Below are 12,393 nucleotides of genomic sequence, written 5' to 3'. Positions count from 1 at the left end.
GACGCTTGGCGCGTCATCCGCAAGGATGGCGAAGAGGTCGAGCGGGCGAAGCTCACTTGGAAGTACGATCCCGAGCCACGGTTGGTGTGTGGCGCCTCAGGGTCACAATCTTGATGGGTACGGGGAGGTAGCGGTGAAGCGACGGTGGATGACGATCGCGCTGGTGGCGGTCGTGCTGTTCGCGATCAACGTGGTCGCACGGCTGATCATCCGGCTCTGGTTCGACGGTGACGACGCCGCCGAGGGAAGCGTCTCCCTGGTGATGTTCGGCGTCATCGGCCTGGCCCTGGCCGTGATCACGTTCCTCCGGTCCCAGCGCCACCGTCCCGCCGAGTGGCTCCCCGACCTGGCCGCCGCGGCCGTCATCGGCATGCTGCTGACCATCCTGGTCGGCCCGTTCATCAGCGGCGACGGCCCGTTCGCGGGCGGCGCCGGCAACTTCTTCTCCCAGATCTGGCTCTACGGCGGCTTCGCCATCGTGGGCACGCTGCTCGGCTACTGGATCGCCACCGCACTGGGCCGCGACTACCGCTCCCGCTCCCTCAGTGCCTTCGCCCAGTCCCGCGCCACCAAGCCCCGCCGCGTCGTCCGGCGCTAGGCCGCGTTTCACAACCCGGCCAAGTGCGAGGCACGCTCTGGGCCCCGCGGCCTAGACGTGCTTGACGTAACGGCGGCACGGCACCGGGATGCTCGTGTCGCCGTGGCGGGCCGCGTACTGGAACGGACCGTCGTCCCGCCAGCCGGCCCTCTCGTAGAAGCGGCGCGCCCGCGCGTTGCCCTCGACCACGGCCAGCCAGGCCCGCGGGTGACCGTCGGCGGCGACCTGCCGTTCCGCCTCGTCGAGGAGGGCGGCCGCGACGCCGCTCCCCCGGTGTCGCGCGTCGACGAAGACCTGCTCGACCTCGTCGCGGTCGACCATGATGAACCCGGCCACCACCCCGTCGACCTCGGCCACCGTGGTGTCCGCGACCCGCTCGGCGGCCCGGCTCAAGAACGTCTCCTGGGTACGCACGGCGACCAGCTCGTCCGGCACGTGCCCGAGATGCCCGTCCCGCCAGGCGGCCGCCCAGATCGTCCCGACCGCCTCGGCGTCACCGTCCCGCGCCGCCCGCAGCTCCACCGTCACCCGCTCACCCTGCCATCTGACAGTGGAGATCTCGATGCCGGAGCCGCTCTTCCTGGCGGACCACCGCGACGCCACCTGTCCGCCTGGTCGGAACTGGCGCCACGTTAGCCGTCCGGGCGGGGTTGGGGCCGCGACAGCGGTGGGCGGGACCACTCACGCACGTCGCAGGGAGGCGGCCGCGGAAGCGGAGCGTGCGGTCGCCGGACCGACCTCGGCGGGAGCAGCGGTCTGAACCCACCACCCCGCTACGACCGGCCCTTGAATTTGATCTTCAAGAGGATCCCCTCGAACTTGATCTTGAAGAGAGGCCCACAGTGTGGGGATGGAGGGTTGCGCATAGGGTCGCGGGATGACTGAGTTCGACGCGGCGTGTGCGGCGGTTCAGGCCGCCCTCGATGCCGGGGCGCGTTATGCCGATGCGCGGGTGATGGTGCGGCGCACCGAGTCGATGAGCGCTCGCGACGGTGAGGTCGAAGGGCTGACCTCGGACGAGAGTGCGGGAATCGGCGTGCGCGCGCTGGTCGGGTCGGGGTGGGGCTTCTACGCGGTGCCCGATCTCAGCGACTCGGCCGCGCGGGCGGCGGGGCGGCGGGCGGCGCAGATCGCGGCGGCCAGCGCGTCGGTGCCGGGGCCGCCGATCGACCTGGTGCCGACCGGCGCGGGCGAGGCGTCGTGGGCCAGTCCGTGCGAGATCGACCCGCTGTCGGTGCCGCTGTCCAACAAGGGTGACCTGCTGGTCGAGGCGACCAAGGCGGCCAAGGAGGCCGGCGCCGACCAGGCCGAGGGCCTCTACCAGGTGTGGGACACGCGCAAGTGGTTCGCGTCGAGCGACGGGCACCGCATCGACCAACATCTGCGCGAGTGTGGCGCGGGAGTGACGGCCAGCGCGTTCGGCGACGGCGAGATCCAGCGGCGGTCGTGGCCGTCCCATCGGGGGCAGTACGGCACCCGCGGCTGGGAACTGGTCAACGAGCTGGCCCTGGTCGAGAACGCGCCGCGGATGGCCGAGGAGGCGCGGGCGCTGCTGACCGCGCCGCTGTGCCCGTCCGGTGAGACGACGCTGGTGCTCGGTGGTGAGCAGATGGCGTTGCAGATCCACGAATCGGTCGGGCACGCGATCGAGCTCGACCGGATCCTGGGGTGGGAGGCGGCGTTCGCGGGCACGTCCTGGCTCGACCTCGACCAGCTCGGCACGCTGCGGTACGGCTCGGACCTGATGAACATCACGATCGACCCGACGATCCCGGGCGCGCTGGGCAGTTTCGGGTACGACGACGAGGGCACCCCCGCGGCGGCACGGGACGCCGTCCGCAATGGACGGTGGGTCGGCGTGCTGGCCGGTCGCGACTCGGCGGCGATGGCGGGGCTCGACTACGCCGGCAGCGTGCGGTCCGACGGCTGGTCGCGGCTGCCGATGGTGCGGATGACCAATGTGGGCCTGGAGCCGGGACCCCACACGCTCGACGAGATCATCGCGGCCACCGACGACGGGGTGTTCATGGACAACAACCGCTCCTGGTCGATCGACGACCGCCGGCTCAACTTCCAGTTCGGCTGCGAGATCGGCTGGGAGATCAAGAACGGTAGGCGGGGACGGATGCTGCGCAACCCGACCTACACCGGGATCGGGCCGAAGTTCTGGCAGTCCATGGACATGCTCTCGTCGGAGATCGTTTCCTGGGGTACGCCCAACTGCGGCAAGGGCCAGCCCGGTCAGGTCGGGCACACCGGCCACCCGGCCGCACCGGCCCGGTTCACCAACGTGCGCGTGGGGGTCCGGGGATGAGCGAACTCTCCACCGCGAGCCGGGTCCTCGACCTGGTCCGGGCCACGGCCGGAGCCGAGGCCGAGGCGGAGGCGCTGGTGCACCACTCGGCCGAGGCGCTGACCCGGTTCGCGAACTCGGCGATCCACCAGAACGTGGCCGACGCGACCACCACCGTGCGGCTGCGACTGCATCTGGACGGGCGCACCGCCACCGGCTCGACCACGGTCACCGACGCCGACGGCCTGGCGTCCCTTGTGGAGCGCACCGTCGCGGCGGCCCGGCTGACCCCGGTCGACGAGGGCTGGGCCGGCCTGACCCCGCCGTCACCGCTGGGCTCGGAGAACGGCTTCGACGACGCCACCGCGGGCGCCGGCCCGGACGAGCGGGCGGCTCGGGTCCGGGCGTTCGTGGACGCGGCCGGCGGCCTGGAGACGGCCGGCTACTGCCGCACCTTCTACCGCTCGGGCGCGTTCGCGAACACGGCCGGCCAGTCGGTGTCGGGTCGCGCGGCCGGCGCCGACATGGACGGCATCGCCCGGGACAACGGCGTCGACGGCGTGGCCCGGCTGGCCGGTGAGCGCCTCGCCACCCTGGACGGCGCCACACTGGGCGCCCGGGCCGCGGCCAAGGCCCGGGCGGCGGGCGCGGCGATCGAGCTCCCGCCCGGGCGCTACCCGGTGGTGCTCGAGCCCGACGCGGTCAGCGACCTGCTCAACAACCTGGCGATGTACGGCTTCAACGGCCGGTCGTTCGCGCACGGCGAATCCTTCGCGCGGCTCGGCGAGGCCCAGTTCGACCCGGCCGTGACGATCGTCGACGACCCCTCGGGGCTGCTGCCGTTCGACCTGGACGGCACGCCGCTGCGGCCGCTGACCCTGGTCGACGCGGGGACCACGACGAGCGTCACGCACGACCGGCGGTCGGCCGCCGAGGCGGGCGCGTCGACCACCGGTCACTCGTCGGCCATCTCGTTCGTCTGGGGCCCGATGGCCCACCAGCCGGCGATGCGGCCGGGACCGGCCGCGGCCACGGCCGCGGTGGAGAGCGGCCCCACGGCGCCGTCCGCGCGCCCGCTCGTCGCGAACCTGGAACGCGGGCTGCTCATCACCGACTTCTGGTACACCCGGGTGCTCGACCAGAAGAGCCTGGTGATGACCGGCCTGACCCGAAACGGCGTCTGGTTGGTGGAGAACGGCGAGGTGGTGGCCGCGGTGAGCAACATGCGGTTCACCCAGAACTACCCGCAGGCGCTCGGCCCGGGTCAGGTGCTGGGCATCGGGGCCGAGGCCGTCCCGATCCCGGATCGCTGGGCCGGCCACCGCATCACCGCGCCCGCCCTGCACCTGGCCAGCTGGAACCTGACCGGTAACGCGAGCGGCTGAAGCGGCCCCGAGCTGCGGAAACGGCGAATGTGACGAACCGAGGCAGACCTTAGCGGGTGCGTTCCGGAACCTCGGCGTAACGTGTGCCACACACGTGGACGCCCGGCGGCTGCGCTGATCTGCGCGCCCCCAGCGTGGAGCAGTTCTGGGCGAGGTCAGGGAGATGGGAATGACGACGACGGCAACGAGGCCGGGCTCGGCGCGTGCGCGCGCCGCGATCGCGGCGAAGACGTTGCGTACCGATCGGTGGTGGGTCGCACCACTGATCACGTTCTTGGGTTTGAGCGCCTGGGTCGCCTACGCGACCGTTCGCGTCTTCATGCACAAGTGGTACTTCGTCGAGTTGTACGGCTACCTGACGCCGTTCTACTCGCCGTGCATCACCGACCGGTGCATCCCCGAGGCGGCTCACTTCGGCACCCCGCTGCCGAGCTTCTGGCTGATCCCGGAGGCCGCCTTCACACTGCCGTTCCTGCTGCTCTTCCGGCTCACCTGCTACTACTACCGGAAGGCGTACTACCGGGCCTTCTGGTTGTCGCCGCCGGCCTGCGCGGTGCCGGACGGACACAAGAAGTACACCGGCGAGACCCGGTTCCCGCTGCTGGGGCAGAACCTTCACCGGTACGCGTTCTACGCCGCCGCGATCATCTCGCTGATCAACACCTGGGACGCGATCATCGCCTTCAAGAGCGGCGACGGCTTCGGGTTCGGGCTGGGCAACATCATCCTGGTCGGCAACGTGGTGATGCTGTGGGCGTACACGCTGTCCTGCCACTCCTGCCGGCACATCGCCGGCGGCCGGCTCAAGCACTTCTCCAAGCACCCGGTGCGCTACCGCTTCTGGACCTTCGTGTCCAAGCTGAACGCCCGGCACATGATGCTCGCCTGGATCACCCTGGGCACGCTGGCGCTGACCGACTTCTACATCATGGGCCTGTCCGCGGGCTGGTACTCCGACCTGCGGTTCGTTGGCTGAGGGACGACCTGACGTGACGACACGAATCGAACGACACCACTACGACGTCGTCGTGATCGGCGCCGGCGGCGCCGGCCTGCGGGCGGCCATCGAGGCCCGACTCGCCGGCAAGCGGACGGCCATCATCTCCAAGTCCCTGTTCGGCAAGGCGCACACCGTCATGGCCGAGGGCGGCGCGGCCGCCGCGATGGGCAACGTGAACAGCCGCGACAACTGGATGGTGCACTTCCGGGACACCATGCGCGGCGGGAAGTTCCTGAACAACTTCCGGATGGCCGAGCTGCACGCCAAGGAGGCGCCGGAGCGGATCTGGGAGCTGGAGACGTACGGGGCGCTGTTCGACCGTACGAAGGACGGCAAGATCTCGCAGCGCAACTTCGGCGGCCACGAATACCCGCGGCTGGCGCACGTCGGCGACCGCACCGGCCTCGAGCTGATCCGCACCCTGCAGCAGAAGATCGTCTCGCTGCAACAGGAGGACAAGCGCGAGTTCGGCAGCTACGACGCCCGCATCAAGGTCTTCTCCGAGACCACGATCACCGAGCTGCTGCTCGACGGGAACCGGGTGGCCGGCGCGTTCGGCTACTACCGCGAATCCGGCGAGTTCCTGCTGCTCGAGGCGCCCGCGGTGATCCTGGCGACCGGCGGCGTCGGCCGCAGCTACAAGGTCACCTCGAACTCCTGGGAGTACACCGGCGACGGGCACGCGCTGGCCCTGCGCGCCGGGGCCACTCTGATCAACATGGAGTTCCTGCAGTTCCACCCGACCGGCATGGTCTGGCCGGTGTCCGTCAAGGGCATCCTGGTCACCGAGTCGGTCCGGGGCGACGGCGGGGTGCTGAAGAACTCCGAGGGCAAGCGGTTCATGTTCGAGTACGTCCCCGACGTCTTCCGCAAGCAGTACGCGGAGACCGAGGAGGAGGCGGACCGCTGGTACAGCGACCCGGACAACAACCGCCGCCCGCCCGAGCTGCTGCCCCGGGACGAGGTCGCGCGGGCCATCAACAGCGAGGTCAAGGCCGGCCGGGGCTCGAAGGCCGGCGGTGTCTACCTCGACATCGCCAGCCGGCTGCCCGCCGAAGAGGTCCAGCGCCGGCTCCCGTCGATGTACCACCAGTTCAAGGAACTGGCCGACGTCGACATCACCAAGGAGCCGATGGAGGTCGGGCCGACCTGTCACTACGTGATGGGTGGCGTCGAGGTCGACCCCGACTCGGGCGCGGCCTTCGGCGACGTCGAGGGGCTGTTCGCGGCGGGCGAGGTGTCCGGCGGGATGCACGGCTCCAACCGGCTGGGCGGCAACTCGCTGTCCGACCTGCTGGTGTTCGGCAAGCGCGCGGGTGAACACGCGGCCGCGTACACGGAAGCTCTGCCCAAGCGGCCGAAGGTCGCGACCGCGGACGTCGAGCAGGCGGTCGACACGGCGCTGGCGCCGCTGAGCCGGCAGAGCGGGGAGAACCCGTACACGTTGCAGCAGGACCTCCAGGCGGTGATGGGTGACCTGGTCGGCATCATCCGCCGCGAGGGCGAGCTGACCGACGCGCTGAAGCGGCTCGAAGAGCTCAAGCTGCGGGTGGCCAACGTCGGCGCGATCGGCGGCCGCAAGTACAACCCGGGCTGGCACCTGGCCCTCGACCTGCGCAACATGCTGATCGTGTCGATCTGCACGGCGAAGGCGGCGCTGGAGCGCGAAGAGTCGCGCGGCGGCCACACCCGCGAGGACTTCCCCGGGATGAACCCGCAGTGGCGGCTGCTCAACCTGATCTGCTCCCTCGACTCCGGGGGCGACGTGCACCTGGAACGCAAGGCGGTCCCGAAGATGCGGGACGAGCTGATCCAGCTGTTCGACCGGACCGAGCTGTCGAAGTACATGACGGACGACGAGCTGGCGGCGTACGACGCCCTGTCTGGGGAGGCGAAGTAATGGGCACCAAGCGCCACTTCAAGGTCTGGCGGGGCGACTCGTCCGGCGGCGAGATCCAGGACTTCGACGTCGAGGTGAACGAGGGCGAAGTGGTCCTCGACGTCATCCACCGGCTGCAGGCCACGCAGACCCCCGACCTCGCGTGCCGATGGAACTGCAAGGCCGGCAAGTGCGGGTCGTGCTCGATGGAGATCAACGGCATGCCCAAGCTGGGCTGCATGACGCGGATGTCCACCTTCACCGACGACGAGACGATCACGATCACGCCGCTGCGGACCTTCCCGGTCATCCGCGACCTGGTCACCGACGTGTCGTACAACTACGAGAAGGCCCGGGAGACGCCGGCCTTCGCGCCACCTTCCGGCGTGGCGCCCGGCGAATACCGCATGCAGCAGGTCGATGTCGAGCGGTCCCAGGAGTTCCGCAAGTGCATCGAATGCTTCCTCTGCCAGAACACCTGCCACGTGGTCCGCGACCACGAGGAGAACAAGGAAGCCTTCGCCGGGCCGCGGTTCTTCATCCGGGCCGCCGAACTCGACATGCACCCGCTCGACGCGCGCACCGACCGCAAGAACTACTCGCGCGACCACCAGGGCCTGGGCTACTGCAACATCACCAAGTGCTGCACCGAGGTCTGCCCCGAACACATCAAGATCACCGACAACGCGATCATCCCGATGAAGGAACGCGTGGTCGACAACAAGTACGACCCGCTGGTCTGGCTGGGCCGCAAGATCTTCCGCCGGGACGAGCTCGAGAAGCAGGACCGCGAGCACGCCCCGGCCTCCCGCAGCGAGAACATGGCGCCGAGCAACACGATGGGCGTCACCGGCGTCGCCTCCGGGACGACCACGCCGTATTCCAGCGCCCGCCTGCCCGAGCCGCCCGACCTCGGCCCCGACGGCAAGCTCGACGTGGCCGAGATCCTGTCGCAGAAGCAGGGCGGGCCGTCGCCGTTCGGTGACGACCATGTCTTCCCGCTGCCGACCGACCGGGTGACCTACCACCACCCGGAGCCGGAGAAGGACGACCATTAGCACAGACGTACGAGGGCGGCGTAGAGTGGCGGCGTGACCGCCTACCAGCCGTCGATGTTCGACCTGATGGGCGGCCCGGCCGCGGCGATCGAGCCGCTGCCGGGCCGTCTCGTTCGACACACCCTGACCGCGGGCGCGTGGGTCGACGTGCTGCCCGGCTTCGTCCAGGGCTCCGACACCGTCTTCGAGACACTGCTGGCCGACGTCGACTGGCGGGCCGAGCGCCGGCCGATGTACGACGGCGTGGTCGACGTGCCGCGGCTGCTCAGGTGGTATTCGGCTCGCGAAGACCTGCCCCACCCGACGCTGACCGAGGCTCAAGCCCGGCTCAACGCCTACTACGCCGACGAACTGGGCGAAGAGTTCGTCACCGCCGGCATGTGCCTCTACCGCGACGGCCGCGACAGCGTCGCCTGGCACGGCGACACGCTGGGCCGCTCGGCGCGCCACGACACCATGGTCGCGATCGTGTCGTTCGGTTCACCCCGCAATCTGATGCTGCGCCCGCGCGCCGGGGGCCACGACACCCTGCGCCTTCCTCAGGGGCATGGCGATCTGATCGTGATGGGCGGGTCGTGCCAGCGCACGTGGGAACACGCCATCCCCAAGACGGCCCGGCCGGTCGGGCCCCGGGTCAGCGTCCAGTTCCGCCCCGCCGGCGTCGCCTGACGTTGGGCGGCGCGGTTTCGGCCGGCGGCGCGGCTTCGGCCGGGCGGCGCTGGGTTCTGCTGGGCGGCATGGCTTTCGCCAGGTGGTGCCGCGTTCTGCCGGGCGACATGGCTTCGGTCGGGCGGCGCCGAGTTCTGCTGTGGGCGGTGCCGGGGTCAGGCGGGCAGGATGCCGAGGCGGGTGAGCATGTGGGCGAAGCCGTCGTTTTCGGCGTTCTCGGTATGGAAGGTCGCCGCGGCGAGAACCGCCGGCGGCGCGTCGGCCATGGCGACGGAATGCCCGACGGCCGAGAACATCGGGATGTCGATCGGCATGTCGCCGAAGGCTATGGTCTGCGCCGGCGGCACGCCGATGGTGCGGAGCGCCCGCGCCACGCCGCTCGCCTTGTCGACCGACGGCGCGGTCACCTCGACGAATCGCGGGCCGGCATAGGTCAGCGTGACCCGCTCCGGCCCGAATCCGGCGGTGATCAGGTCGGCCACCAGTTCGGCGGCGGTTCGGTGGGGGTGGCACAGCACCATCGAGCAGGCCTCCACCTCGGTGAGCGCGGCGGCGTCCACCACCGAGGTTCGACCTTGGTGGCCGGTCGGGCGCATCGTTCGGTAGGCGGCGGTCATCCGCCACTCGTCGCCGTCGAAAACGGCCGCCGCCTTCACGGTTCGGATCAGGTCGGCGATCACGACGCGGGGCAGGACGTCGAACCAGGCTGTCGCCCCGCTCGCCGGCACGTGTCCGACGGCGCCGCTGCAACAGACGGCGAAGGCGAGGTGCGGAACCAGCGTCGACAAGGACTTCAGGCCGAGTGGGGTACGGGCGGTGGCCGCGATCAACGGGATGCCGCGAGCCTCCAGCGCGGCCGCCGCACGCAGCGTGGCCGGGCTGACGGTCCGGTCGCGCCGCACCACGGTTCCGTCGAGATCGGTGACCACCGCCCCGATCCGAACGCCCTCGACGGCGGTCACCGCGCGACGACGAAGAGGCGGTCGGGCGTGCGTCGACCAGCCCCGGCGCTGATCCGCACGTCGTGGAGGCCGCAGGTGCCGAGAACGTCGCGCAACTCCGGCTCGGTCCATGGCCGCATCACGAAGTCGTAGTGCGAATCCCGCCCGTCCAGCGTGTAGGTCTCGTCGACTCGGAGCAGCCCGTCGTCCCAGGTCGTGCGAGCGGCAAAGGTGAGCAAGCCGCCGCCGGGAAGGTCGACCCGCTTCGAGCGTGGGACGCCGTCCGCGCGTCGCCGCGATGCGTCCCGCTCGCGGACATCGAGGAACAGCGCGCCGCCGGGGATCAGGCAGCCGGCCAGGGAACGCATCGCGGACAGCCGCTCGTCGTCATCGATCAGGTCGTTGAGCACGCCGCGACAGGTCACCGCGTCATAGGCACACCCAAGATCGCCCGAGGCTGCCGTCGTGGCGGCCGGCCAAGTGCCGAGCGCGCGGAGGTCGGCCGTCCAAGTCCGGGCTGTGGGGCATCGGGCCGCGGCGAGCGCCAGCAACTCGACCGAAACATCGATCAGGTCGACGCGGTGGCCGAGTTCGATCAGGGCGGCGGCGTGCCGGCCCGTGCCGCAACCCGCGTCCAGGATGGTCGCCGCGGGCCGGGCCAGCGAGGAGTGCACCGCGGCCACCCAGGGCTCGACCGGGTCGGTGATCAACAGGTCGTAGGCGTGGGCGTAGAGGGAGTAGAAGGGCCGCTTCGACGCCACCCCGTGACCCTATCGGAAGATCAATACATCGCCATTGATCGATGGATGGCGCAGAATGACGGGGCCGGGACGAAACATCGACGCAACAAGACCATTGACAAGAGGTTCGAGAAACTTACACTCTCAGTGTAATTAGTTTGCCACTGAGCGTTCTCCTCTGTGGACGCTCTGTATCGCGGAACGGCGTACCACGGAAACGCCCTCAGAGCCGAGGCGGTGGGTCGATGGCCGAGCACGATCCCGACGACGACAATCAGGGCCTGGCCCTTCATCGCATCGGCGTGCGGTTCGGCGGCCTGGTGGCGCTCGACGACGTGTCGCTGCGTGTTCCGCCGGGCCGCACCGTGGGGGTCATCGGGCCCAACGGCGCCGGCAAGACCACGCTCTTCAACGTGGTGTGCGGGTTCGTGCCGCCGACCGGCGGCAGCCTCACCCTCGACGGCCGGCCGCTGCGGCCGAAACCACATCAGCTCACCCGCATCGGGATCGCCCGCACGCTGCAGGGGGTCGGCCAGTTCGGCGGCCTGTCCGTCCTGGACAACGTGCTGGCCGGCACCGACCACGCGGCCCGGGCGGGCTTCGCGGCGGCGCTGTTCGGGCTGCCGCGCTCCGATCGGGACGAACGCCGGCTGCGTGACGACGCGATGGAGGCGCTGCGGATCTGCGGGGTCGCCGAGTACGCCGACGTGCTGCCGGGCGGCCTCCCCTACGCCGTTCGCAAGCGGGTGGCGCTGGCCCGCGCGCTGGTCGCGAAGCCGCGGCTGCTGCTGCTCGACGAGCCGGCCGGCGGGCTGGGCGCCGAGGAGATCACCGAGCTGGGCCAGCTGATCAAGGGGCTGGGCTGTGCCGTGCTGCTGGTCGAGCACCACATGGACCTGGTGATGAAGATCTGCGACGACATCCTGGTGCTCGACTTCGGCAAGCCGGTCGCCTTCGGGACGCCGGATGAGATCCGCACCAACGCCGCGGTCACCGACGCCTACCTCGGGGAGGCAGCATGACCGCCCGCACCGAGCGGCACCAGCCGGCGCATGCCGACGGCATCGCAGGCGAGGGCCAGAAGGGCATGCCAAAGGTGGGCACAGCATGACCGCGTTGCTGGAAGTCACGGGACTGACCGCGGGTTACGGCGCTGCGCCCGTACTCCATGACCTTGATCTGAGCATCGAGCAGGGGCAGATCGTCGCCGTGATGGGTGCGAACGGCGCGGGCAAGACCACGCTGTTGCGTACGCTCAGCGGCCTGGTCAAGCCGACCAAGGGCGAGGTACGCCTGGACGGCGCCGATCTGCGCGCCACCAAGGTCGAGCAGATGGTGCGCCGCGGCGTCGCGCACGTGCCCGAGGGCCGCGGCGTGGTCACCGAGCTGACCGTCGACGAGAACCTGCGGCTGGGCGGCCTGTGGCGCTCCGACAAGGCGGACGCGCGCAAGGCCCTGGACGAGGTCTACGAGCTGTTCGAGCCGCTGGCCCGGCGCAAGCGCCACCCGGGACATCAGCTCTCCGGCGGCGAGCGGCAGATGCTGGCGCTGGGCCGGGCGCTGATCGGCCGGCCGCGCCTGATGCTGCTGGACGAGCCGTCCCTGGGCCTGGCGCCGCAGGTCATCGCCCAGATCATGACGCTGCTGAGCGACCTGCGGAACCGGAGCGGCATGACCGTGCTGCTGGTCGAGCAGAACGTCCGCAGCGCACTGAGCATCGCCGACATCGGCGTCGTCATGTCGCTGGGCCGCATCGTCACCCGCAACGACGCGGCGGCCTTGCGGACCGACGACGAACTCCGGCACGCGTACCTGGGTTTCTGAGGAGGC

12 protein-coding genes are annotated in these 12,393 nt (G+C 70.4%); 9 read left to right on the top strand and 3 right to left on the bottom strand.

The window, feature by feature from the left end:
• The first annotated feature begins 148 nt into the window (after nucleotides 1-148).
• The gene (locus AB0O15_RS05305) at nucleotides 149-598 is read left to right on the top strand and encodes a hypothetical protein (RefSeq protein WP_364317062.1); all 450 of its coding nucleotides are present in this window, start codon (nucleotides 149-151) and stop codon (nucleotides 596-598) included.
• Nucleotides 599-649: 51 nt separating this feature from the next.
• Here the strand turns inward: AB0O15_RS05305 and AB0O15_RS05300 are convergent, their stop codons facing one another.
• Nucleotides 650-1,126 carry a GNAT family N-acetyltransferase gene (locus AB0O15_RS05300; RefSeq protein ID WP_364314302.1) on the bottom strand — a complete coding sequence of 159 codons (477 nt, stop codon included), beginning with the start codon at nucleotides 1,124-1,126 and terminating at the stop codon, nucleotides 650-652.
• A 349-nt stretch (nucleotides 1,127-1,475) separates the two neighbouring features.
• On the opposite strand from AB0O15_RS05300, the gene AB0O15_RS05295 reads away from it, so the two are divergent.
• The 6 genes from AB0O15_RS05295 (at nucleotide 1,476) to AB0O15_RS05270 (ending at nucleotide 8,882) form a co-directional block, all read left to right on the top strand.
• Complete coding sequence (locus AB0O15_RS05295; RefSeq protein WP_364314299.1) at nucleotides 1,476-2,912, top strand: TldD/PmbA family protein; 1,437 nt, start codon at nucleotides 1,476-1,478, stop codon at nucleotides 2,910-2,912.
• Nucleotides 2,909-4,276, top strand: coding sequence for a metallopeptidase TldD-related protein (locus tag AB0O15_RS05290; RefSeq protein WP_364314296.1), 1,368 nt, complete (start codon nucleotides 2,909-2,911; stop codon nucleotides 4,274-4,276). Before AB0O15_RS05295 ends, AB0O15_RS05290 begins: the two co-directional genes overlap by 4 nt.
• A 169-nt stretch (nucleotides 4,277-4,445) precedes the next feature.
• Nucleotides 4,446-5,252 (top strand): hypothetical protein, encoded by an 807-nt coding sequence (locus AB0O15_RS05285; RefSeq protein ID WP_364314293.1) that lies wholly within the window; start codon nucleotides 4,446-4,448, stop codon nucleotides 5,250-5,252.
• A 13-nt stretch (nucleotides 5,253-5,265) separates the two neighbouring features.
• Nucleotides 5,266-7,176, top strand: a complete 1,911-nt coding sequence (locus tag AB0O15_RS05280; protein ID WP_364314290.1) for a fumarate reductase/succinate dehydrogenase flavoprotein subunit — start codon at nucleotides 5,266-5,268, stop codon at nucleotides 7,174-7,176.
• The gene (locus AB0O15_RS05275) at nucleotides 7,176-8,213 is read left to right on the top strand and encodes a succinate dehydrogenase/fumarate reductase iron-sulfur subunit (protein WP_364314288.1); all 1,038 of its coding nucleotides are present in this window, start codon (nucleotides 7,176-7,178) and stop codon (nucleotides 8,211-8,213) included. Before AB0O15_RS05280 ends, AB0O15_RS05275 begins: the two co-directional genes overlap by 1 nt.
• 54 nt (nucleotides 8,214-8,267) lie before the next feature.
• Nucleotides 8,268-8,882 carry an alpha-ketoglutarate-dependent dioxygenase AlkB gene (locus AB0O15_RS05270; RefSeq protein WP_364317059.1) on the top strand — a complete coding sequence of 205 codons (615 nt, stop codon included), beginning with the start codon at nucleotides 8,268-8,270 and terminating at the stop codon, nucleotides 8,880-8,882.
• 155 nt (nucleotides 8,883-9,037) lie between these two features.
• On the opposite strand, the gene AB0O15_RS05265 is transcribed toward AB0O15_RS05270, so the two are convergent.
• Together AB0O15_RS05265 and AB0O15_RS05260 are read right to left on the bottom strand one after the other, a co-directional pair.
• A complete protein-coding gene (locus AB0O15_RS05265) occupies nucleotides 9,038-9,844 on the bottom strand; it encodes an HAD family hydrolase (protein ID WP_364314286.1) in 807 nt (268 codons plus the stop codon).
• Nucleotides 9,841-10,584, bottom strand: a complete 744-nt coding sequence (locus tag AB0O15_RS05260) for a class I SAM-dependent methyltransferase (RefSeq protein ID WP_364314283.1) — start codon at nucleotides 10,582-10,584, stop codon at nucleotides 9,841-9,843. Before AB0O15_RS05260 ends, AB0O15_RS05265 begins: the two co-directional genes overlap by 4 nt.
• Before the next feature lie 224 nt (nucleotides 10,585-10,808).
• Between AB0O15_RS05260 and AB0O15_RS05255 the strand changes: the two genes are divergently transcribed.
• Both AB0O15_RS05255 and AB0O15_RS05250 read left to right on the top strand, forming a co-directional pair.
• Nucleotides 10,809-11,585 carry an ABC transporter ATP-binding protein gene (locus AB0O15_RS05255; RefSeq protein WP_364314280.1) on the top strand — a complete coding sequence of 259 codons (777 nt, stop codon included), beginning with the start codon at nucleotides 10,809-10,811 and terminating at the stop codon, nucleotides 11,583-11,585.
• 85 nt (nucleotides 11,586-11,670) lie between these two features.
• Nucleotides 11,671-12,387: an ABC transporter ATP-binding protein gene (locus AB0O15_RS05250; protein WP_364314279.1), complete on the top strand. Its 717-nt coding sequence runs from the start codon at nucleotides 11,671-11,673 to the stop codon at nucleotides 12,385-12,387.
• The last annotated feature ends 6 nt before the right edge of the window (nucleotides 12,388-12,393 follow it).

Source organism: Actinoplanes sp. NPDC089786 (assembly GCF_040684855.1).
GTDB lineage: Bacteria > Actinomycetota > Actinomycetes > Mycobacteriales > Micromonosporaceae > Actinoplanes.
The sequence above is the reverse complement of the archived record's forward strand: the minus strand, read 5'-3'. Positions and strand labels throughout refer to the sequence as shown.